This window comes from Paenibacillus konkukensis, assembly GCF_023523925.1.
Lineage (GTDB): Bacteria > Bacillota > Bacilli > Paenibacillales > NBRC-103111 > Paenibacillus_S > Paenibacillus_S doosanensis.
Genome location: NZ_CP027059.1, coordinates 480,586 through 502,508, shown reverse-complemented (window position 1 = coordinate 502,508; position 21,923 = coordinate 480,586). Strand labels below are relative to the sequence as shown.

Sequence of the window (21,923 nt, the reverse complement as noted above, 5' to 3'; positions counted from 1 at the left end):
AGGAGGGTTGACATGCAAGAGCGCACGCAAGCCAGAAGACTGCTCGTTTTGTCCGCCAAAGATAATACGGCGACCGCGCTCGCCGTGCTGCGCCAAGGCTCGGAGGTGACACCGGACGAAACCGGAGGCGGTCCGTCCGTTATATTGCAGGACACGATTCCGTTCGGACATAAGTTCGCTCTCACTTTGATTCCTGCCGGACAATTCGTGCTCAAATTCGGCGTTCCGATAGGAATCGCAATGTCCGATATTCCGGCAGGAGCACACATTCATTTGCATAATTTGCGCAGCATGCAGCAGGAAGGAGGTGACAATGAACATGATGGGGTTCAAAAGAGCGGATGGAAGAATCGGCATACGTAATCATGTCGCGGTTATTTATACCGTAGAATGCGCGCATCATGTAGCCGATACGATTTCGCGAGGCGTACCGGGTACCGAGGTGTTCGGCTTTGCCGGGTGCTATCAGGATACTTACGCATTTCGGATGCTCGTGGAGCTTGGGCGTCATCCGAACGTCGCGGGCGTACTCATCGTTCGTCTCGGATGCGAAAGCACCGATGTGAATGCGCTTGCAGCTCAAATCGCCGTCAGCGGCAAGCCGGTGGAACTGATTGCAATTCAGGAGGCCGGCGGTTCGCTCGCCTCCATCGAGCTGGGCAAGACGATAGCGGCCCGCATGATTCGCGATGCCGAGCGGCATCGGCGGGTACCGATCGGGCTCGGTGATCTCATTATCGGAGTGGAGTGCGGAGGCTCCGATGCGACTTCCGGCTTGTCGGCCAATCCCGCTGCCGGCTGGGCTGTCGACCGGCTGATCGAGCAGGGGGCGACCGTCATTTTCAGCGAGCTGCCCGAACTGCTCGGCTGCAACGACTATTTGCTCTCGCGGGCAGCGGGTGAGGCGGTCAAAGCCCGGCTCACGGACGGATTGAAACGGGCGCGGGCGCTCGGCAATGCGCTGCGCACGTTTGCGGTTTCGGCCGGCAACGAAGAAGGCGGCTTGACGACGATTGAGGAAAAGTCGCTCGGCGCTCTATGCAAGGCGGGCACGAAGCCGATCAGCGGCATATTGAAGCCCGCGCAAAGACCGGAGCTGCCCGGCCTGTATATTCTGGACAAAGTCGGCTTGCTCGATTCGAGCTCATTGACATTGTACGAGGAAAACGACAGCGACGGATTGGTCACGCTGCTTGCTTCGGGAGCGCAGCTGCTTCTCTTCACGACCGGCCGCGGCAGCGTCGTAGGTTCCGTTGTCGCTCCGGTCGTCAAAATATGCGGCAATCCGCAGACAGCCGTCAAAATGGCCGATAACATCGATATCAACGCCGGCGGGATCATCGAAGGAACGGATACGATCGAAGACGTAGGCGCGGAGCTGCTGAAGCTCATTCAGCGCGTCGCAGCCGGAGAGCGGACGAAAGCAGAGCGTCTCGGACACAAGGAATATGCGATTCCTTACAAGCCGGGAAGAGCCTGCGACATGTACACATCATAACGAGGAAAGCGAGTGGATAGAATGCAGAAGGAACAAGAGCAAAACGGATTATACGGGGATATCGCCATAGAGGAAATCATCGAACGGTTTTCACGCATATATACCGGAGCCATTTCCGACGCGCTGGATCAGTTAGGGTATAAACATCAAGTGCTGCCGAAAGAACTTAAAGGCTTGACGGCCGATGCCAAATTATGCGGAACGGCGCTTACGGTGCGAGGAGAGGCTACGCATTCGGAGGACGCGGACGTCGTCTTCGTGCCGATGCTCAAAATGCTGGGCGACGTGCAGAAATTCAATGTGGTCGTAAGTCAGCCTAACGACAGCGCCTGCTCCCATCTCGGCGAGCTCTCCTCCACGACCATCAAGGCTCGGGGCGGCGTCGGCGCCGTTATTTACGGCGGGGTGAGGGATGTGGATTACATCGAGAAGCTCGGGCTGCCCGTATTTCATCTCTATACGACACCGGCGGATATCGTCGGGCGCTGGTGCTTGAAGGAATACAACGTGCCGATTCGGATTCAAAATGTCGACGTGCATCCGATGGACATTATTGCGGCCGACAAAGACGGCGTCGTCGTCATCCCCAAGCAGATCGCCCTGCAGGCGCTGGAACGCGCGGAAGCGCTCGTCGCAACGGAAAATCACGTAAGAAACGACGTTATGAACGGAATGCACCCGCTGGAATCTTATTATAAGCACGGCTGGTTTTAGACAAGCGGCATCGGGCGCTTAGCTTGGCGCTAACCATAGAAAACAGGAAGTTCATCACCGCTCCGCTTCATTAGAGCAGGCTCTTTCGCTTCCGAGACGAAGCGAAGGGGCTTTTTTTTCTCATATGGGCAGGTCGAGCGGCTTTTTTGAAGCTATAGAGAGCTTGAACATGTCATGCCAAAAAAATTAGCGCTTCGAAATGTCAGCCCATTGACATACCTACCGAAGGTATGTATACTAAAGATACCTACCGACGGTTTGTTGATAAAGAAGAATGAAGGGAAGAATCATTATGAATAAAACTAAAAAAGAAATTATCATTACATTGCTTCTGAACATCGCACTGCCTTATGCTATTTATCAACTGCTGATTTCCCATACGAGCAGCTTGACGGCGCTCTCCGCCGCGGCTCTCGTTCCGCTGTGCGACACGCTGTACAGCCTGATCAAGACGCGCAAAGCGGATGTGTTCTCCGGATTTATTTTCCTAGGCCTGATCCTCGGCGTCGTTGCCGTTCTTCTGGGCGGCGACGAGCGGTTTATTTTGCTCAGAGAGTCCTATGTAACCGGGATTATGGGTTTGCTGTTTCTGGTGTCGCTGTTTTGGGCCCGCCCGCTCATTTATTATTTTGCCGAAAGATTCACTGGACATGATCCGCAAATGAATGAGAAATGGGAGAGATTGCCGAATTACCGCCGGACATTCCGCCTGATGACGGCCGTATGGGGAGTCAGCCTGCTGCTGGAGGCTTGCGTCAAGGTTGCGCTGGTATACTCGCTGTCCATCCCGACGTTCCTCGCTATTTCGCCGTTTGCGACTTACGGGATTATCGCCTTGACGATCTGGTGGAATATCAGCTATGTTAGACGGGTCAAAAGGGAAGCGGCCGCAAGGTTCTAAAGCATTCGGACCGAGGGTTGGCGATTGTTTTGAAAGTATGCAAAAATACCGGCGTAAAAGAACTATTGGAGGTAAACGATATGCAGGATAAATCGATGAACGCCAGTCTGAAGATGCTGCTGGACATCGCGGAACAGATGATTTTGGAAAAGGGCTGCCGGGCGACGACGCTCCAGGATATTGCCGACCGGGGCGGGCTGACTAAAGGCGCCATTTATCACTACGTCAAAAGCAAAGACGAATTGTTCGGCCTGATTCTCGAAGCGGGCATGGAGACGACCAACCAGCGGTTTTTCGAATCCGTTGCCCGGGCGCCAGAAGGGCGCGAGGGGTTGGCAGGTCCGCTGAACACGCTGTCCGAACGGCTTGGGCATGTAGCGGGCACGGACAACGCCGCCAATCTGATCTTTATCTACCTGCTCAGTCAAAACGATAAGCCCGCCGTAGCGGCCATCTTGAACCGTTATTACGAGGCGGCTGTTCAAACATCCAAGAAGTGGATTGAGGTCGGGCAGCAGCACGGCGCCATTCCGGAGCATGTCGATGCGGAGAAGGCCGCACGGATGTTCGCCATTTTTAAAAACGGTCTGCAGGTGCAGCACATCGTATCGCCCGACGGCGGCGAGATCGGCGACCGGGATATATTCCAATTTATGATGAATGCGCTTGGCGGAGGAAGAGATTGAAGCACATTCAGCGAATTTAGAACGTCATTAAGTCCTTGCGTTCCAAGGGCTTTTTTGTCGTTTAGGAAATGATGCGCAGCCATATCCAGTGGATATCCGGGGTCTGCCCCAAAAGTAATGTCTACCCATAGAACGATCCCAGAGGAAGGGTTAGACGCCGATCCAGCTGAAGCTGGATGCGGACGGAATAAGCTTCAGAGCATCACGTCACTACCCTGGAAATTACTCTTGGTACCCCATTTCCATTGTCTGTGGTGCCGCGTAGCGGCATGGATGGCTTTTGGGGGATTTGTTCTCGTTATAGCGTTTATCGTCGCGAGGCTTTCCGCAAAGCGCCTGAATCGGCTATGAAGTCAAGGCTCTCCCTTGCCAGTTAATTTATCGTATTTTTTGGATGGAACAGCATCCTTTTTAAGGTTTGTAAAAGGTGTTTTAACGAGTTTAAGTGATTTTATGTAGGTGACCTTGTCAGTTGAATTTTGCGGCGTTTAAACGATGTTTTTGCTCGTTAAAATTCGTATTTCAACAGCATTTGTCGTGTGATATCATATGTAAAAAAGGAGGGCTTGATTTGAAAATAATGGTTTGTTATCCGCAACGGCGGATTGGGCGGCATGAGGCATTTTATTCTAATGGGAGGCAGGCACGATGACGGCTGAGGTTATCGTCTTGGTCATCGCTGCGGTGTTCATCGGCGCCTTGATGAGAGCCGTATTCGGCTTCGGAGAAGCGATCGTCAGCATGCCGTTGCTTGCGATGCTTCCGATTCCTTTGCAAACCTCGGTGTCCCTGATCGGGCTGGCCGGCCTGACCGTGGCTCTGTTTACCGTATTCGGCGGTTGGCGCCATATTGACCGCGCCGTGCTGATCCGGCTGGCGGCCGCCGCCGTCATCGGCATTCCCGCCGGCCTGGTCGTGCTTCGTTACACGCCGGCTTTTGTCATTACATTTGGCTTGGGAGTGTTTCTGATCGTATACGGCGGGTACTGCCTGCTGAAGAAAACGTTGTCCAGCGCGATCGAGCGGCCGCTGCTCAACGATCGCGGATGGGTGCTGCCGTTCGGCTTCGCCTCGGGAGTGCTCGGCAGCGCCTATAACTTCAACGGAGTGCCCGTCGTCGTATACGGTACTTTGCGGCGATGGCATCCGGAGCGGTTTCGGGGCACGCTGCAGGCCCATTTTCTCATATCCGGCGTCCTTGTCGTTGCCGGCCATGCGCTGGGCGGGTTATGGACGGCGGACGCGCTCGTGATGTACGGCTACTCGCTGCCCGCTATTCTTTGCGCCACCGCGCTCGGCGTTTATGTGAACAAGCGTATTCCCGCCAAGAAATTCGAAAGCTGCCTATACGTCATTATTATCGTGCTCGGCATCTTATTGCTGCTGCCCCGTTAGGTATCGGTTGATAATGATTCTCAACGGTGATACGATAAACCAATACGCGACAAGCGTGCACGGCGCGCAGACGGCGGTTCGCAAATAGAAAAGGAGGCGGAGGCGTACCAATGGAGCAGATCATTCGCTCGGATACTATCCACGGTTATTTTGACGGGCTCTCCGCTTATGTGGCCGATTGCGGGATGGAGGACAGCGGGGAGCAGCACCTTGTTCTTTCTCCGCTTTTGGGCGAGGGAAGCATATCCCGGCTGAAAATCCGGCAGGGCGTTGAAGTGGTTATTACGGATATGGTTTTGGAAGAAGAATGGGATCAGTACATCCATGAAAAGCAAGTGCTGGAGATCAACTATTGTTTCAGCGGACTCACGGATTGCTATTATCGGGGCAACCGATTCAAGAGCTCCGAGCAGTCCGGCAATGTGTATTCGGTGGAAGACGGCGATTTCCGTTTGGTGAAACAATCCAAACAGCGCTATCAATTTGTAGAGATACGTATGTCGCCGGAGCAGATGCTTCGTTACTTTGAGCATACCGACGATTATCGGAGCGTGGAGAACTGGTTGGAAGGCCAAATGGGGCGAATAAGCCCTTTGCAGGATTGTGTGGAGCTTAAGCGCGCGGTTACTGAAATCGTCCGCTCGCCTTATCGGCGCTCGTTAAAGAAACTGCATATGGAAAGCAAGATTATGGAGATTATTTTGCTCGTTTTGGAACCTTATACGAGAGCGCCGGATTCGCCGCCGGGGGCTTTTCTGAAAAAGCACGATATAGAGAAGCTGTACGCCGCCAAGGGGATCATTGCCGAGCGGCTCGAAAATCCATTGTCGTTAAGAGAACTGGCGCGCGTAACGGAATTGAACGAGTTCAAGCTTAAGAAAGGGTTTAAACAATTATTCGGCATGACCGTGTTCGAATATGTCAGGGATCGGCGCCTGGAGAAGGGCGTGTTGCTGATGCAGGTCGAACAATTGAATGTCGGCGAGGCTGCGGCGGCCGTAGGCTATAACAATCCGAGCAATTTTTCGGCGGCATTTTACAAAAAATACGGGTGTACGCCCGCTCAATATGTAAAGTTGCAAAAGCAATAGAAGGATGGGATTTGGTATTGCAAAGCCGTTCGCTTTCGTTTTGGAAAGCCGAACGGCTATTTGCGTTGCGGCTGAAAACCTCGGAGCGCCTCAGCGAAAATGGTATGCAGACTGAGGCTGCTCCGTCTTCAGCCGAAAAAAATCCGTTTACAGGTAGAAAAAAAACCCAATGCAAATGATAATCAATATCATGGTAGCGGCTGGCGGGGATATCGCGTATCTGGTCGAAAGATACCGATGCATCGCTTGGCCTCTCGATATTTTGACGAAATACGGAGGAGAGAACGATGGAATTAATCCATGCCATTAGAGAGCGGCCAACGGTTCATCGATTTAACGATACTCCCATTCCAAGGCAATCGCTCATTGAAATTGCGAACGATGCCGTGTGGGCTCCAAACCATGGAATGCGGGAACCGCGGCGATTCGTCGAAATTGTCAAAGAGACGAGCGAGCCTATGTACCGGCTTGTTGCCGAGTGGTACGAGAAAAACAAAGCAGAAGCGGAGGCGGATTCATTTGTTTGAGATTCGAGGACTTAGGTCGACGATAGAAGGCAAAGAAATATTGAAGGGATTTGATCTGTCTATTCAGGGGGGACAGGTGCATGCCATTATGGGTCCGAACGGGACCGGCAAAAGCACGCTCGCTTCTTCGATCATGGGACATCCGAAGTACGAGGTGACGGAGGGAGAAGTTTATTTGGAAGGCGACAACGTGCTTGAGATGGGAGTAGACGAGCGCGCTCGCGCAGGCTTGTTCCTGGCGATGCAGTATCCGAGCGAAATCGCCGGGGTTACCAATGCCGACTTCCTGCGCAGCGCGATCAACGTCCGGCGCGGAGAGGGCCGCGAAATTTCGCTCATCAAGTTCATCCGGCTGATGGAAGCGCGGATGAAGGAGCTGGACATGAGCTTCGAATTTATGCACCGCTATTTGAACGAGGGCTTCTCCGGCGGCGAGAAAAAGCGCAACGAAATTTTGCAGATGATGATGCTGGAGCCGAAGCTTGTCATTTTGGACGAAATCGATTCCGGTCTCGATATCGACGCGCTCAAAATCGTCGCGGCTGGCGTCAATGCGATGCGGGATAAGGAGCGCAGCTTTCTGATCATCACGCATTATCAGCGGCTGTTGAACTACATTCGGCCCGATTTCGTGCATGTCATGATGCAGGGGCGCATTGTGAAGTCGGGCGGGCCGGAGCTGGCGGAACGGCTGGAAGCGGAAGGCTACGATTGGGTCAAAGAAGAGCTGGGCATTGCCGACGAGACGGTCGGACAAACGCAGGAGGAGACGGGAGGATGCCTGTCATGACTAACCCGGCCGCCTCTTTCGATTGCAAAGCCGCAGCCGCCATTGCCCGCGGCAAGAACGAGCCGGACTGGCTCGTCGCCTGGCGGGAAGAAGCGGGGGCGCGAGTCGCGGACTTGCAGCTTCCCCAGCCGGAGAAGACGCCGATCCGGCGCTGGAGGCTGGACGTGCAAGGCGTCCACCGCCCGGGCAAGACCGTCTCATCGGCTGCGCAGCTCCCCCCGGCCATCGCTTCATTGTATGACGCGTCAGGGACCGGGCCGCTGATCGTGCAGCATAACTCTTCCGTCGTCTTTACGCGCCTGCCCGAAGAGTGGGCGGCTCAAGGCGTTGTGCTGTCGAGCCTGGAGGAAGCGGCCCGGACGCACGGAGAATTGCTTCGCTCACATCTGATGACCGCTTACGCCCGTGACGAGCACAAGCTGGCGGCGATGCATGCCGCCTTATGGAACGGCGGCGCGTTTCTGTACGTGCCGCGGGATGTGACGGTCGCAGAGCCCGTGCAGGCGATTCTGTCCGCCGACGACGGGGAGGCGACGTTCGCGCCGCATATTCTGATCATTGCGGAAGCAAACAGCCGCGTATCCTTCGTGGAGAACGTCTCCTCGTCTCTCGGGGGAACGGAAGCGGCGCTTGTTCATAACGGGGCCGTCGAAGTGTTCGCAGGAGCAGGGGCGCATGTCCGATACGCCGCCGTTCATGATATGGACAGCTCCGCGATCGATATTTCATACCGCCGGGCTATTCTGGAGAACGATGCGCGTATTGAATGGCTGATCGGAGATATGCACGAGGGTCATGTTCTGTCCGATACGAAGACGATCCTTCGCGGCAGCGGCTCGACCTCGGACACCAAGGTCATCTGCGTGGGAACCGGGTCGCAGCGAATGAGCGTGACGACCGGCGCCGTTCATATCGGCCGGTCCTCGGAGAGCGGTATGGTCACCCGCGCTGTCATGAAGGACGAAGCGACCGCCATTATTAACGGCGTGACGAAGATTGAGAAGGGAGCGACGCATGCCAACGGCGAGCAGACGGAACGGGTATTGATGCTGAGCCCGAAGGCGCGCGGAGACGCCAATCCGATTCTGCTGATCGATGAAGACGACGTGAAGGCCGGCCATGCGGCAAGCGTAGGCCGAGTCAATGCCGAGCAGGTATATTATTTGATGTCGCGCGGCATATCGCGCACCGAGGCGGAGCGGCTGATCATCTACGGCTTCCTTCATCCGGTCGTCTCGGAAATTCCGCTGGATTGGATGCGCGATCAGCTGCAGCGCATTCTGGTGAAGAAGCTGGGGTAGCCAGATCGTGCCGGGACGCATTGTAAGCACATCGTAAAAAGGATAAGGAGATGGATCGTCATGGCGAAAATAATGCCTGAGCTGGAAGAGTACAAATACGGATTCCGCGACGAGCATAAAGCGGTGTTTCAATCGGGCAAAGGACTTACTCCGCAAATCATCCGCACGATTTCGGAAATGAAGGGCGAGCCGGATTGGATGCTGAGGTTCCGCTTGAAATCGCTGGAGGAGTTTGAGAAGATGGCGCTCCCCCGCTGGGGCGGCAATCTGGACGAATTGGACTTCAATGACATTCAGTACTATGTTAAACCGTCCGAGAAGCAGGGCAAAACTTGGGAGGAAGTGCCGGAGGAAATTAAGGCTACGTTCGACAAGCTCGGCATCCCGGAAGCGGAGCAGAAGTTTCTGGCCGGGGTGTCCGCCCAATACGAATCGGAAGTCGTTTACCACCATATGCAGGAGGATCTTGAGAAGCAAGGGGTTATCTTCATGGATACCGACTCGGCGCTTCGCGAGCATCCGCAGCTTTTCAAGGAATATTTCAGCGCCGTCGTCCCGCCGAAGGATAACAAGTTTGCGGCGCTGAACAGCGCGGTATGGTCGGGCGGCAGCTTCATCTATGTTCCGAAAGGAGTGAAATGCGAAATTCCGCTGCAGGCTTACTTTCGCATCAACTCCGAAAATATGGGGCAGTTCGAGCGTACGCTGATCATCGCCGACGAAGACAGCTTCGTTCATTACGTCGAAGGATGCACGGCGCCGATATACAGCACGAACTCGCTTCACAGCGCGGTCGTCGAGATCGTCGTGAAGAAGAATGCGCGAGTTCGCTACACGACGATACAGAACTGGGCGCCGAACATCTACAATCTCGTTACCAAGCGGGCGATCGCCGAAGAGAACGCGACGATGGAATGGGTCGACGGCAATATCGGGTCCAAGGTAACGATGAAATACCCGGCGGTTGTGCTCAAGGGCCGCGGGGCAAAAGGGATGGTTCTCTCCATCGCCGTTGCCGGCAAAGGCCAGCACCAGGACGCCGGGGCGAAGATGCTTCACTTGGCGCCGGATACGACCTCGACGATCGTATCGAAGTCGATCTCCAAGCACGGCGGCAAAGTGACCTACCGCGGCATCGCTTCCTTCGGCAGAAATGCCGCAGGAGCAAAAGCGAATGTGAAATGCGATACGCTCATATTGGACAACCGCTCGACAAGCGATACGATTCCGTATAACGAGATCATGAACGATAACGTGACTTTGGAGCATGAAGCGACTGTTTCTAAGGTGTCGGAGGATCAGCTATTTTACCTGATGAGCCGCGGATTAACGGAAGCGGAAGCGACGCAAATGATCGTGATGGGCTTCATCGAGCCGTTTACGAAAGAGCTGCCGATGGAATATGCGGTCGAGATGAACCGTCTGATCAAGTTCGAGATGGAAGGGTCCATCGGGTAAGGTTTGCGCTCGGCGGCAAATGATGCCGCGCAGGTATGCGCCGAATCGAGCCGATATGATCATCATGCATTAGTACGACGGCCCCTTTTGCGAGGGGTCATTTTTCATTTGTCGGATTTCTGCCGGACTGCCGTCAACTGACATACAGTTGTCAGGAGCGTTTTGGTATACTGTGAACATCACCTACCGAAAAAGGAGCCATAACCAAATGAACACGACCGAAATCATGCAGAATCTAGAGAAGTGGACGAACTATTATATTGAAGAGCTGGACGGTTACAGCGAGGATCAGCTGAAGCTAAAGCCGAGCGAAGAGGCTTGGTCCCTCGGACAAATGTATGTGCACCTTATCCAGACGGCGCTTTATATGCAGCTTAAGAATGCGGAGCAATGCCGAATAGGGAGCGAAGCGGAGGGCGATCCGGCGGAGACGGAGATGCCGGTCAAGAGCGAGGTCGGAGAAGCCGTCTTCAATCTGGGCGGCTTCCCGCCGATGCGCATTCAGGTTCCGGCCTCTCCGCAGTATACCCCTTCGCAAGCGGAGAGCAAGCAGCAATTGGTCGACGGCCTGCAAGCCGTATTGCGGCGAGCCGGGGAACTGGCTCCTGCGATGAATGAGGCTTCGCCTCATTACAAGATCGCCCATCCCCGGCTCGGCGGGTTGAACGCAGCGGAGTGGTTTGCCCTAGTCGAGATGCACTATCGCCATCATCTGCTGCAAAAGGAGCGGCTGCAGGCTTTTATCGCGGAGTGCCAGTAAGGAGACGTCTCAATGCAGGAACGACAAGCCAGTGCCCGCTATAACGCGGCGCCGGCTTGTTTGGCGTTTCCCGGCTAAATAGAAGAGAGGTTCCTTTACGAGGAATATTTTGATAGAATGAATAAAGCCGCTTCCGGAGCCTTTTTCCGGGATAAAAAGCGACGTTTGGATTAATCGGATATGGGTATCGTTTCTTGCGTCAAGCAGGTTATTAGTACTGTCAGGAGGTAGAATCTATGATGAAAATTGCATTTATCGGACTTGGAACGATGGGCAAGCCGATGGCGCTAAACCTGCATAAAGCGGGCTTCCCGTTGATCGTTTATAACCGCAGCCGCGAAAGGGCCAAGGACTTCGAAGCGCTGGACGCGGTGCAACTCGCTTCTTCCCCTGCGGAAGCCGCATCGCAGGCGGAGATCGTGATCACGATGCTGACGGACGACGCGGCGGTAGAGCAAGTATATTTGGGCGAACAGGGCCTTCTCTCGGTATGTCGAGGCAGCGCCGATACCGGCAAGCCGCGCATTGTCGTCGACTGCAGCACCATCTATCCCGTTACGAGTCAAAAACTCGCGGAGCAGTTAGCTTCCTGCGGGGTAACGATGCTGGACGCTCCGGTGACAGGCAGCGAGCCGCAGGCTATTGACGGCGTTCTCACTTTTATCGTCGGCGGCGAGCGCGAGGCGTACGAAGCTTGCGTGCCGCTGTTCGATGCCATGGGTAAAAAAGCGGTATACATGGGCGCAAGCGGCGCCGGAGCCAACGCCAAGCTGGCCAACAACATGCTGGTGGCGGCGAATTTGGCGGCACTGGCGGAAAGTTTGACGATGGTCCAAAAATCCGGCGGCGATCCTAAGCTGTTCCTCGAAGTGCTGGCCGGCGGCGGCGGACGCAGCGGCATGGCCGAGATGAAAGGGCCCAAAATATTGGAGCGGGATTTCTCTGCCCAGTTCATGACGCAGCTGATGTTCAAAGACTTGAAGCTGGCCGGGCGGTTGGCGGAGTCGCTGCAAGTTCCGGTGCCGATGCAGGCGTCCGTACAGCAAATTTTTCAAATCGCTTGCAACAGCGGCTGGGGCGCGGAAGACATGAGCGCTATTGCCAAATGCTATGAAGCTTGGACAGGCGCCACGCTCGGAGAGCGGAAATAGGAAGCCTGCCTATTACATATTGCCGGGATAGCCTGTACTGCCGTTGCGCGGTACGGGCTATTGGCTTTTTCGGAGGGGGGACAGCGCTGCTTGCATCTGCGGAGAACGGCCGATAGGAATTACGTTCTTTTTGCTGCGGGAGTTTGATCATTTTCTAAAAAAGTGACGGCAATCACTAAGGGCCGGGGGAATTTTTGTATAGTAGAAAGAGAGTCGGAAATAAAAGTACGATAGGGAGAGGAGAATCGGCGAAATGGAATTGTACGATTATATCGGCGGGGAAACGACAATTCGGAACATCGTTAATACGTTCTACCCGAAAGTGTTGGCGAATCCGCTGCTTGCCCCGCTATTTCCGGAGGACATGGAGCCTTTGATGGAGAAGCAGTTTCAATTTTTGACGCAATTTTTCGGCGGCCCTTCCTTGTATACGGAAAGACACGGTAATCCGATGATGCGAGCCCGGCATATGCCTTTTCCGATTACAAGAGTCCGCGCCGAGGCGTGGCTATCTTGCATGCAGAGCACACTGGAGGAAGTAGTTCCTTCCCCGGAAATGCGGGCGGTCATTTTAAACCGTTTGAAAGGCCCTGCCTATTTTTTTGTCAATCAGGAGGAAGAAGCTTAAGCCCGGTTGTCACAGATCGTTGCATTTCAATGTGATTCAAATCACAAGAAGGAGGATCGGCCGTGTATATAATAAGCTCATATCAAAGATACAGAGGAGAGACGATCCTATGTTAAACGATAAAACGATTCAAATTATTAAATCCACCGTGCCCGTACTGGAAGTTCACGGAACGGCGATTACCAAACGCTTCTATGAAATGCTGTTCACGAACCATCCGGAATTGCTCCATATTTTTAATCACGCGAATCAGAAGCAGGGAAGACAGCAAACGGCCCTGGCCAATGCGGTATACGCAGCCGCGCAGCATATCGATAATCTGGGAGCGATCATTCCCGTTGTGAAGCAAATCGGGCATAAGCATAGAAGTCTCGGCATTAAAGCGGAGCATTATCCGATTGTCGGACAAACCCTGCTCGCCGCCATTAAAGATGTGCTGGGCGATGCCGCCACCGACGAAATCATTCAAGCTTGGGCCGAAGCATACGGGGTGATCGCGGATGCGTTCATCGGCGTGGAAGCCGAGATGTACGATCAGGCGGAGAAGCAGGAAGGAGGCTGGTCCGGCTTCAGACCGTTCCAGGTCGTCAAGAAAGTGCGGGAAAGCGACGTGATCACTTCCTTCTACTTGGCGCCGCAGGACGGCGGGCGTATCGCAAGCTTCCTGCCGGGGCAGTATATTAGCGTGAAGCTGGATATTCCCGGTGAAACGTACACGCATATCCGCCAATATAGTCTTTCCGATGCGCCAGGCAAACCGTACTACCGCATTTCCGTGAAGCGGGAGGATACGTTGAAGGATCGCCCGGCAGGCAAAGTTTCCGTCTATTTGCACGAGAAAGTAGAGGAGCACGACGTCCTTATGATTTCGGCGCCGGCGGGCGATTTCACTCTGGACCAGCAGGATACGCGTCCGGTAACGTTGATAAGCGGCGGAGTCGGCCTTACGCCGATGGTCAGTATGCTGAAGACGTTAGCCGCAACGAATCCGCAGCGTCAAGTGACGTTTATCCATGCCGCGCAGAACGGAGATGTCCATGCGCTGAGAGGCGAAGTAGAGGAGCTGGCGGCCGAGCATCCGCAAATTTCGGCATATTGGTGTTACGATCGGCCAACCGAGCAGGATAAAGCGGATCAAGCTTACCATAAAGAAGGGTATGTCGATCTGCAATGGCTGCAATCGATCGTTGCCGTTAAAGATTCCAGCTATTATTTCTGCGGTCCCGTACCGTTCATGAGAACGGTCAACAGTCTGCTTAAGGAGTGGGGAGTGCCCGCGGCGGACATTCATTACGAATTTTTCGGTCCTGCGGGCAGCTTGGAGAACGAGCCTGCGGCAGTCTAATAAGCAATGCCCTATGAAAGAAAGCGATCGCCGAAGCAGTTTTCGGCTTTCGCTTTTTTGACGTTTTTCGATTTATTAATAAAACTGATAAATCCCATAAATTCATTTTCATTGCTTCCATGGATATACTGTGATAATTTTAAAGCAAGTTAATTAATAAATCCAATCAGACTACTTGTATTTAATTTCTGTTCAACGAGAGGTGTAAGCGAATGTTATTTCATACGACGAATAGTCCTTTCAGCCCGGAGCAAACCGAGCTTATCAACAAACTGCTGCCCACTCTTACGGATACGCAGAAGATTTGGCTGTGCGGGTACTTGTCGGCCCATTGCGGCCCCGAATCCGCGAAGGCCGCTGTGCCGGCAGTTTCTTCGGCCGTGAACGCCGAGCCCGTCAATAAAGAAGTGACCGTGCTTTTCGGTTCTCAGAGCGGCAACAGCCATAATCTGGCCAAAAAATTGACGGGACGCCTGCAGGACACGGGCTTCCAGGTCACGCTTTCCTCGATGAGCGATTTCAAAACGAATACGCTTAAAAAGGTGCAGCGTCTGCTTATTGTCGTAAGCACCCACGGCGAAGGAGAGCCGCCGGATAATGCGCTGACTTTTCATGAATTTTTGCACAGCAAGAGAGCGCCCGGCTTGCAGGATATGAGCTTTTCCGTGCTCGCCCTGGGGGATACTTCCTATGAATTGTTCTGCAAGACGGGTCAAGATTTCGATCGGCGTCTGGAGGAACTAGGCGCTCGCCGTCTCGCTCCGCGCGTCGATTGCGACGTGGACTTTGACGAATCTGCGGAGAAGTGGATGAGCGAAGTATTGGCCGCTCTGCAGGAAGGGGCGGGGACATCGGCAGCAGGGAACGCAGGAACTGCCGCCGTTACGGCAGGGTCGCCGGCTTCGTCGGAATATTCCAGATCGAATCCGTTTCACGCCGAAGTGCTGGAGAACCTCAATTTGAACGGCCGCGGATCGGACCGGAAAACCCAGCATCTTGAGATTTCGCTGGAAGAATCGAACCTTGCCTACGAGCCCGGAGACAGCTTGGGCATTTATCCCGAGAACCATCCGCGACTGGTGGAAGAGTTGATCGAGGCGATGGGATGGAATCCGGAAGAGCTTGTGCCGCTTCCCAAATCGGAGCAGGAAGGTTCCCTTAGGGAGGCGCTGACGCGATATTACGAAATTACGGTATTGACCAGACCGCTGCTGGAGCAGGCGGCAAGCCTGACGGGCAGCGAGCCATTGCTTGAGCTGCTGTCCGCGGGCCGTGAGCAGGAACTCAAAGATTATATCAAGGGCCGTGACCTGCTTGACTTGGCGCTGGATTATAGCCTGAAGGGCACGCCGGCCAAGGCGTTTGTCTCGCTGCTGCGGAAAATGCCGGCCCGTCTGTACTCCATTTCGAGCAGCCCCAAAGCTTACCCGGATGAAGTGCATGTAACGATACGGAAGGTGTCATACGAGTCGTACGGCAGAATGCGCTACGGCGTCTGTTCGACCTATGTATCCGATCGGCTGGAGATCGGGGGCCGCTTGCCGGTATTCGTCCAGCATAATTCGAACTTCAAGCTTCCGGCCGATCCGGATACGCCGATTATTATGGTCGGGCCGGGCACCGGGGTCGCTCCGTTCAGAGCGTTTCTCGGCGAGCGGGAGGAGATTCAGGCAAAGGGCAAGTCGTGGCTGTTCTTTGGGGATCAGCATTTTTCCACCGATTTTCTATACCAAACCGACTGGCAGCGCTGGCTGAAAAACGGCTTGCTGACGCGTATGGATGTGGCGTTTTCTCGGGATACGGAGCAAAAGGTTTACGTTCAGCACCGGATGCTGGAGAAGAGCAAAGATGTGTACCAGTGGCTGCAAGAAGGCGCCGTCATCTACATATGCGGCGATGAAAAGAAGATGGCGCATGACGTCCATGCGGCTTTGCTGACCATCCTGGAGAGGGAAGGCGGGCTCAGCCCGGAGGCCGCCAAGGATTATATCGCTAATATGCAGAAGGAAAAACGCTACCAGCGGGACGTGTACTAATGCGAACGCAAGACATAGAGGGGAGACGACACATATGTCAGACAATAACTTGATTTCGCCGAACAGCGCGCCTCACAGCGATGTCGAGGATATTAAACGGCGAAGCCGCTACTTACGTGGTACTTTGGCGGAGTCGCTGGACGATCAAATTACGGGCTCCATCCCGGAAGACGACAACCGCTTGATGAAGTTTCACGGAAGCTACATGCAGGATGACCGGGATCTGCGCAACGAACGCAACAAGCAGAAGCTGGAGCCGGCTTATCAGTTCATGGTTCGCGTACGCGCGGCGGGCGGGGTCGTAACGCCGGAGCAATGGCTTGTGATCGACCGTCTTGCGCAGAAATACGCCAACGGATCGATTCGCCTGACGACGAGACAGTCGTTCCAGCTGCACGGCGTCATCAAATGGAATATGAAAACATTGATTCAAGAAGTGAATGAAGCGCTGCTGACGACGCTGGCCGCTTGCGGCGACGTAAACCGCAACGTCATGTGCAATCCGAACCCGAATCAGTCCGAGCTTCATGAGCAGGTATACGAATGGGCCAGCAAGCTGAGCCTGCATTTGGAACCGAAGTCGGCGGCTTATCACGAAATATGGCTGGACGGCGAGAAAATTGTCGATAGCCGCAAGGACGAGGAAGAAGAGCCGATCTACGGCGCCGTGTATTTGCCGCGCAAATTCAAGATCGGCATCGCGGTGCCTCCCGCCAACGAGGTGGACGTCTTCTCCCAAGACTTGGGTCTTATCGCGATCGAGGAGAAAGGGAAGCTTGTAGGGTTTAACGTCGCCGTCGGCGGCGGCATGGGAATGACGCACGGCGATCCGCTCACCTACCCGCAGCTGGCGAGGGTCATCGGCTTCGTCAAGCCGGATCAGCTTATCGACGTCGCCGAAAAAACGGTCATGATCCAAAGGGATTACGGCGACCGGTCGGTGCGCAAGCATGCCAGGTTTAAATATACGATCGACGACCGCGGCATCGAGTGGTTCGTTAACGAGCTTCAAGACCGCTTGGGCTGGAAGCTGGAGGAAGCGCGAGGTTATCGCTTCGACCATAACGGGGACCGCTACGGATGGGTCAAAGGCAATAACGGCAAATGGCACTATACGTTGTTTATTCAGAATGGCCGGGTTAAAGACGAGGAAGGATATCCTTTGATGACCGGATTAAGAGAAATAGCCAAAGTGCATACGGGAGACTACCGTCTCACGCCGAATCAGAATCTGATTATCGGCAATGTCGACGATCGTCAGAAGGAAGCGATCGAACGCATTATCCATGCGCACGGTCTTACCGACGGGGCCTCTTACTCGGCATTAAGAAGAAATTCCATGGCCTGCGTCTCGCTGCCGACCTGTGGTTTGGCGATGGCCGAATCGGAGCGTTATTTGCCTTCGCTGCTTGAGAAGATCGAGACGATTCTGAATGAAGCGGGATTGCGCGAAGAAGAGATCGTCATCCGGATGACCGGCTGCCCGAACGGCTGCGCGCGTCCGGCGCTTGCGGAAGTCTCGTTTATCGGCAAGGCTCCGGGCAAGTACAATTTGTATTTGGGCGGAGGATTTTACGGGCAGCGCTTGAATAAGCTGTACCGGGAAAATATCGGCGAAAGCGAAATTTTGGACGTGCTGCGGCCGATTCTTAACCGGTATGCCAAGGAGAGAGAGGAAGGGGAGCATTTCGGCGATTTCTGCATACGCGCAGGATATGTCAAGGAAGTGCTGTCGGGACTTGATTTTCACGCGTAACGGAAAGCCGGAGAAGCCATGAGCGACATACGGATCAAACGGATTTACGATGGCATCGACAGCTCGGACGGTGCTAGGATTCTTGTCGACCGGTTATGGCCCAGAGGAGTGTCGAAAGACGGGGCGCAGCTGACGCGCTGGATGAAGGAAGTCGCGCCGAGCGCTGCGCTGCGCACATGGTTCGGGCATCGGCCGGAGAAGTTCGAAGCTTTCCGGACGCTGTATACAGCCGAGCTGGAGCAAGAGGCGGTTCAGCCTTACCTTGAGCAGCTGATCCGTTGGAGCCGGGAGGGCAGGGTCACGCTGCTGTATGCCGCCAAGGATGAGCAGTGCAATCATGCCGTCCTGTTAAAGGAGTATTTGGAAGCCAAGCGGCGGGAGACGGAAAGCTAGCCGTTTGCAAGCACGGACTGATGAGGATTTTCCGCATTTTACCATACAAAGATTGAAATGCGCTGGCGAATGTGGTAAACTACCGTTAACTTAACGACGGGAGTTGAATGGGATAATGTAATCTTTCTTGCTGGTTTTTATAAACATGAACAGCATATTTGTCTGTTGTATTGTTTATAAGCAAGAAAGTTACTTTATTCTTTTCACTCAAAGGGCATGTTTTACTCTGATCGGTACAGGGGTGGATTTGCTGTATTCTATTGAGCTGTAAGAAAGGTAACTTTCTTGCAGCTTTTCTATTTTTATACAGGAGGATTCCAACCATGTCAACGATTACAGTGTCCAACCTAACCTTTGCTTATGACGGCAGCTACGATAATATTTTCGATCATGTGAGCTTTCAAATCGATACGGATTGGAAGTTGGGCTTTACGGGAAGAAACGGCCGCGGCAAAACGACGTTCCTCCATCTGCTGCTCGGCAAATATGAATACAGCGGAACGATTTCCGCTCAAGTGAGTTTCGACTATTTTCCGTTCCATGTCGAGGATAAGGAAGCCAATACGCTGGATGTCGTCGAACAGATCATTCCGGATTACCAGCATTGGGAGCTTATGCGCGAATTGTCGCTGCTGAAGGTGTCCGAGGACGTGCTGTACCGTCCCTTCCAATCCTTGTCCAACGGCGAGCAAACGAAAGTGCTGCTGGCGGCGCTGTTTCTGAAGGAAAACAGCTTTCTGCTCATCGACGAGCCGACGAACCATCTGGACTTGCACGCGCGGAAGCTTGTCAGCGATTATATGAGAACCAAGCGCGGATACATTGTCGTGTCCCATGACAGGGCGTTCCTCGACAACTGCGTGGATCATATTCTGTCCATTAACAAAACGGATATCGAAATCCAAAGAGGAAATTTTTCCGATTGGTGGGAAAATAAGCAAAGGCAGGACCAGTATGAGCTGGCCCAGAACGACAAGCTGCGCAAAGATATCAAACGGCTGTCCGAAGCGGCCGACCGAACGAGCCACTGGTCGCATGAAGTGGAAAAAACGAAAAACGGCACTCGCAATTCCGGTTCCAAGGTCGATAAAGGGTATGTAGGCCATAAAGCCGCCAAAATGATGAAACGATCCAAATCGCTTGAAAGCAGGCAGCAATCCGCGATCGAAGAAAAATCCGCGCTTCTGAAAAATATCGAAGGCTCGGAAAGCCTCAAAATTTCCCAGCTCGCTTATCATAAAAGTCAGCTGGCGGAGCTGGAGCATATTTCCATTCATTATGGCGATAGGACGGTGTGCCGCGATGTTAGCTTTAGCATCGAGCAAGGGCAGCGGATTGCGCTCATGGGGCCGAACGGCTCCGGCAAATCAAGCATTCTCAAGCTGATTTGCGGTGAGGACATATCCTATTGCGGTACATTCCGAAAGGGCAGCCAGCTTAAAATCTCGTATGTTTCGCAGGATACGTCGCATTTACAGGGCAATCTGACCGATTATGCCAAGAGCGTCGGGATCGACGAAAGCTTATTTAAAGCGATTTTGAGAAAGCTCGATTTTTCACGTACGCAATTCGAAAAGGATATGGCTTCTTACAGCGGCGGTCAAAAGAAGAAGGTGCTGATTGCCAAAAGCCTTTGCGAGAACGTTCATTTGCATATTTGGGATGAGCCGTTGAACTTTATCGATGTCATCTCCCGTATGCAAATCGAAGAGCTGCTGCTGGAGCATTCGCCGACCATTCTTTTCGTCGAGCATGACAGCGAGTTTTGCAAACGCATCGCGACAAAGACCGTAGAGCTTTAAAAGCCTGGTGAAAAAAGAGCGCAGGGGCCATTTGAATCTGGAAAAGCGTTAGCGTTCGCCTTTGAAAACGGATTCTCTCCACAAAAAAACGAAAAAACAATCCAAAGAATCCGTTTTCAACAGCGATTGGAGGATCAAATGGACGCCGCAGCGGACTTTTTCATCACCCTTTTAAAAGGGTGAGGTTTTCACTCGCTCTTTTAAAGACGCGGTTCGTCGCAGCGTCAAGAGCCAATCTTCCGTTCAGCGGAGATAGGCTCTTTTTTTGCGTCTTATAGTTCGGAATAGTTTTCCTCCTGCAGGGTAATCTATGGCAAGATAACGCTATCGGAGGGAGGGATTCACATGCTTGACGAAGTCAAGCGGCAGCTCGGCAACCCCGCCGATTTGACGGCTCAACTATTGAACAACGGTTATACTCAAATGGAATTTTGCTTCTTCGCGAGCATGAGCGATATTAATCAAGTGAAAGACGCCGTCGTAGTTCCGTTCTCTTACCGGTTTGACCCTCGCGAATTTAAGCGGATGCTGGAGGGAAGCCCCGCGTTCGTAAAGGCGGATGACTCTCAAGAATGGGTAGCCATGCTGCTTCGAGGCTGTACGCTGATCGAATATGAAGGCGTCGTATACGCGATGCAAGCGATCCGCAAGATGCAGACCCAGCCGGAGAACACGGAAGTAGAAGCTTCCCTGCAAGGTCCGCAATCCGCCTTCACCGAAGACCTGGATATGAATACGAACCTCGTTCGTCTTCGCTATAATTTGCCGACGCTGACGGTGGAGAAGATGGAGAAGGGCGACTCGTCCAAAACCCGGTTTATGATTTTATACGACCGGGACAAGGTAGACCGCAAGCCGCTGGAGGAGCTGCACCAAAGATTGGACAAAGTGCAAATCAAGCTGCTGCAGGCGGCCGGCCAGCTCGCGATGTATTTGGGCAATTCCAGGTACACGATGTTCCCTGTTACGATGCAGACCGAGCGTCCGGACCGCGTCGCGCAGTTTCTGGAACGGGGGAAGATTGCGATCCTGCTCGACGGCAGCCGCTTCGCCATTACGTTGCCCGTCCGATTTTTCGACTTCATGCATGCGATGGACGACGATTATGAGCCGTACTGGATGGGACGAGTGATCATTTTATTTCGTTACATCGGCATGCTCTTGTCTATGACGCTGCCCGCACTGTATATCGCCGTAACTTCGTATAATCCGGAATTTTTTCGCGTACAGCTTGCGTTCTCCATTGACGGAAGCCGCGCCGCCGTGCCTTACCCCGCATTTATCGAAGTGTTCATCATGCTCTTTATGATTGAAGCGCTGATTGAAGCGAGCATCCGGCTTCCTCGTTTCGTCGGTTCCACCGCCGCGACCGTAGGAGGGCTTATTCTGGGACAAGCCGCTCAGCAGGCGGGATTGGTCAGCAGCATCATGATCATCGTGACCTCGGTTGTCGCGATTTCCAACTTCGTTATTCCGAGCAGCTCGTTCAGTTATTCGATTCGAGCCTTGAAGTATGTTTTCGTCGTGATGTCGATCTTTTACGGGATGGTCGGCGTCATCGTCACCATGTTTCTTGTTATCGTGTATTTATGCCATTTGCGCAGCTTCGGGCAGCCGTATCTCTCGATCTATCAGCCTGGAGAAAATCGTTAATCAGCGGGCGGGGGGATCGCATCTGAACCGTTATTTCT

20 protein-coding genes are annotated in these 21,923 nt (G+C 53.6%); all 20 read left to right on the top strand.

Going from position 1 to position 21,923, the window contains the following annotated elements; genetic code table 11:
* The first annotated feature begins 12 nt into the window (after window positions 1–12).
* Window positions 13–363 carry a UxaA family hydrolase gene (locus SK3146_RS02105; protein ID WP_249863504.1) on the top strand — a complete coding sequence of 117 codons (351 nt, stop codon included), beginning with the start codon at window positions 13–15 and terminating at the stop codon, window positions 361–363.
* Window positions 320–1,498 carry a UxaA family hydrolase gene (locus SK3146_RS02100; RefSeq protein ID WP_249863503.1) on the top strand — a complete coding sequence of 393 codons (1,179 nt, stop codon included), beginning with the start codon at window positions 320–322 and terminating at the stop codon, window positions 1,496–1,498. The genes SK3146_RS02105 and SK3146_RS02100 overlap by 44 nt, the downstream gene beginning before the upstream one ends.
* Before the next feature lie 21 nt (window positions 1,499–1,519).
* A complete protein-coding gene (locus SK3146_RS02095; protein ID WP_249866152.1) occupies window positions 1,520–2,212 on the top strand; it encodes an RraA family protein in 693 nt (230 codons plus the stop codon).
* A gap of 292 nt (window positions 2,213–2,504) precedes the next feature.
* On the top strand, window positions 2,505–3,113 hold the full coding sequence (locus SK3146_RS02090) for a VC0807 family protein (protein WP_249863502.1): 609 nt from the start codon (window positions 2,505–2,507) through the stop codon (window positions 3,111–3,113).
* 80 nt (window positions 3,114–3,193) lie between these two features.
* Window positions 3,194–3,799: a TetR/AcrR family transcriptional regulator gene (locus SK3146_RS02085; protein WP_249863501.1), complete on the top strand. Its 606-nt coding sequence runs from the start codon at window positions 3,194–3,196 to the stop codon at window positions 3,797–3,799.
* A 648-nt stretch (window positions 3,800–4,447) separates the two neighbouring features.
* The gene (locus tag SK3146_RS02080; protein WP_249863500.1) at window positions 4,448–5,194 is read left to right on the top strand and encodes a sulfite exporter TauE/SafE family protein; all 747 of its coding nucleotides are present in this window, start codon (window positions 4,448–4,450) and stop codon (window positions 5,192–5,194) included.
* Window positions 5,195–5,304: 110 nt separating this feature from the next.
* Complete coding sequence (locus SK3146_RS02075) at window positions 5,305–6,285, top strand: AraC family transcriptional regulator (protein WP_249863499.1); 981 nt, start codon at window positions 5,305–5,307, stop codon at window positions 6,283–6,285.
* A 287-nt stretch (window positions 6,286–6,572) separates the two neighbouring features.
* On the top strand, window positions 6,573–6,812 hold the full coding sequence (locus SK3146_RS02070; RefSeq protein ID WP_249863498.1) for a nitroreductase family protein: 240 nt from the start codon (window positions 6,573–6,575) through the stop codon (window positions 6,810–6,812).
* Window positions 6,805–7,602, top strand: a complete 798-nt coding sequence (gene sufC, locus SK3146_RS02065) for a Fe-S cluster assembly ATPase SufC (RefSeq protein ID WP_249863497.1) — start codon at window positions 6,805–6,807, stop codon at window positions 7,600–7,602. The genes SK3146_RS02070 and sufC overlap by 8 nt, the downstream gene beginning before the upstream one ends.
* Entirely contained in the window at window positions 7,599–8,903 is a 1,305-nt protein-coding gene (sufD, locus tag SK3146_RS02060; RefSeq protein ID WP_249866151.1) for a Fe-S cluster assembly protein SufD, read from the top strand. The genes sufC and sufD overlap by 4 nt, the downstream gene beginning before the upstream one ends.
* Before the next feature lie 60 nt (window positions 8,904–8,963).
* On the top strand, window positions 8,964–10,361 hold the full coding sequence (gene sufB / locus SK3146_RS02055; protein WP_249863496.1) for a Fe-S cluster assembly protein SufB: 1,398 nt from the start codon (window positions 8,964–8,966) through the stop codon (window positions 10,359–10,361).
* A 208-nt stretch (window positions 10,362–10,569) separates the two neighbouring features.
* The gene (locus SK3146_RS02050; protein ID WP_249863495.1) at window positions 10,570–11,121 is read left to right on the top strand and encodes a DinB family protein; all 552 of its coding nucleotides are present in this window, start codon (window positions 10,570–10,572) and stop codon (window positions 11,119–11,121) included.
* A 236-nt stretch (window positions 11,122–11,357) separates the two neighbouring features.
* The gene (locus SK3146_RS02045) at window positions 11,358–12,272 is read left to right on the top strand and encodes an NAD(P)-dependent oxidoreductase (protein ID WP_249863494.1); all 915 of its coding nucleotides are present in this window, start codon (window positions 11,358–11,360) and stop codon (window positions 12,270–12,272) included.
* A gap of 253 nt (window positions 12,273–12,525) precedes the next feature.
* On the top strand, window positions 12,526–12,900 hold the full coding sequence (locus SK3146_RS02040) for a globin domain-containing protein (RefSeq protein WP_249863493.1): 375 nt from the start codon (window positions 12,526–12,528) through the stop codon (window positions 12,898–12,900).
* A gap of 109 nt (window positions 12,901–13,009) precedes the next feature.
* Entirely contained in the window at window positions 13,010–14,245 is a 1,236-nt protein-coding gene (gene hmpA / locus SK3146_RS02035) for an NO-inducible flavohemoprotein (RefSeq protein ID WP_249863492.1), read from the top strand.
* Between the two features lie 212 nt (window positions 14,246–14,457).
* Window positions 14,458–16,281, top strand: coding sequence for an assimilatory sulfite reductase (NADPH) flavoprotein subunit (locus tag SK3146_RS02030; protein WP_249863491.1), 1,824 nt, complete (start codon window positions 14,458–14,460; stop codon window positions 16,279–16,281).
* 34 nt (window positions 16,282–16,315) lie between these two features.
* On the top strand, window positions 16,316–18,037 hold the full coding sequence (gene cysI, locus SK3146_RS02025) for an assimilatory sulfite reductase (NADPH) hemoprotein subunit (protein WP_249863490.1): 1,722 nt from the start codon (window positions 16,316–16,318) through the stop codon (window positions 18,035–18,037).
* Between the two features lie 18 nt (window positions 18,038–18,055).
* Complete coding sequence (locus SK3146_RS02020; protein WP_249863489.1) at window positions 18,056–18,430, top strand: DUF488 domain-containing protein; 375 nt, start codon at window positions 18,056–18,058, stop codon at window positions 18,428–18,430.
* Window positions 18,431–18,753: 323 nt separating this feature from the next.
* Window positions 18,754–20,232: an Lsa family ABC-F type ribosomal protection protein gene (locus SK3146_RS02015; RefSeq protein WP_249863488.1), complete on the top strand. Its 1,479-nt coding sequence runs from the start codon at window positions 18,754–18,756 to the stop codon at window positions 20,230–20,232.
* 345 nt (window positions 20,233–20,577) lie between these two features.
* Window positions 20,578–21,885 carry a spore germination protein gene (locus SK3146_RS02010; RefSeq protein WP_249863487.1) on the top strand — a complete coding sequence of 436 codons (1,308 nt, stop codon included), beginning with the start codon at window positions 20,578–20,580 and terminating at the stop codon, window positions 21,883–21,885.
* Window positions 21,886–21,923: the final 38 nt, after the last annotated feature.

Bases quoted from the DNA above. Each gene is read 5' to 3' on its own strand.
- SK3146_RS02105 (WP_249863504.1), top strand. From the start codon at position 13: ATGCAAGAGCGCACGCAAGCCAGAAGACTGCTCGTTTTGTCCGCCAAA.
- SK3146_RS02100 (WP_249863503.1), top strand. From the start codon at position 320: ATGATGGGGTTCAAAAGAGCGGATGGAAGAATCGGCATACGTAATCAT.
- SK3146_RS02095 (WP_249866152.1), top strand. From the start codon at position 1,520: ATGCAGAAGGAACAAGAGCAAAACGGATTATACGGGGATATCGCCATA.
- SK3146_RS02090 (WP_249863502.1), top strand. From the start codon at position 2,505: ATGAATAAAACTAAAAAAGAAATTATCATTACATTGCTTCTGAACATC.
- SK3146_RS02085 (WP_249863501.1), top strand. From the start codon at position 3,194: ATGCAGGATAAATCGATGAACGCCAGTCTGAAGATGCTGCTGGACATC.
- SK3146_RS02080 (WP_249863500.1), top strand. From the start codon at position 4,448: ATGACGGCTGAGGTTATCGTCTTGGTCATCGCTGCGGTGTTCATCGGC.
- SK3146_RS02075 (WP_249863499.1), top strand. From the start codon at position 5,305: ATGGAGCAGATCATTCGCTCGGATACTATCCACGGTTATTTTGACGGG.
- SK3146_RS02070 (WP_249863498.1), top strand. From the start codon at position 6,573: ATGGAATTAATCCATGCCATTAGAGAGCGGCCAACGGTTCATCGATTT.
- sufD (WP_249866151.1), top strand. From the start codon at position 7,599: ATGACTAACCCGGCCGCCTCTTTCGATTGCAAAGCCGCAGCCGCCATT.
- sufB (WP_249863496.1), top strand. From the start codon at position 8,964: ATGGCGAAAATAATGCCTGAGCTGGAAGAGTACAAATACGGATTCCGC.
- SK3146_RS02050 (WP_249863495.1), top strand. From the start codon at position 10,570: ATGAACACGACCGAAATCATGCAGAATCTAGAGAAGTGGACGAACTAT.
- SK3146_RS02045 (WP_249863494.1), top strand. From the start codon at position 11,358: ATGATGAAAATTGCATTTATCGGACTTGGAACGATGGGCAAGCCGATG.
- SK3146_RS02040 (WP_249863493.1), top strand. From the start codon at position 12,526: ATGGAATTGTACGATTATATCGGCGGGGAAACGACAATTCGGAACATC.
- hmpA (WP_249863492.1), top strand. From the start codon at position 13,010: ATGTTAAACGATAAAACGATTCAAATTATTAAATCCACCGTGCCCGTA.
- SK3146_RS02030 (WP_249863491.1), top strand. From the start codon at position 14,458: ATGTTATTTCATACGACGAATAGTCCTTTCAGCCCGGAGCAAACCGAG.
- cysI (WP_249863490.1), top strand. From the start codon at position 16,316: ATGTCAGACAATAACTTGATTTCGCCGAACAGCGCGCCTCACAGCGAT.
- SK3146_RS02020 (WP_249863489.1), top strand. From the start codon at position 18,056: ATGAGCGACATACGGATCAAACGGATTTACGATGGCATCGACAGCTCG.
- SK3146_RS02015 (WP_249863488.1), top strand. From the start codon at position 18,754: ATGTCAACGATTACAGTGTCCAACCTAACCTTTGCTTATGACGGCAGC.
- SK3146_RS02010 (WP_249863487.1), top strand. From the start codon at position 20,578: ATGCTTGACGAAGTCAAGCGGCAGCTCGGCAACCCCGCCGATTTGACG.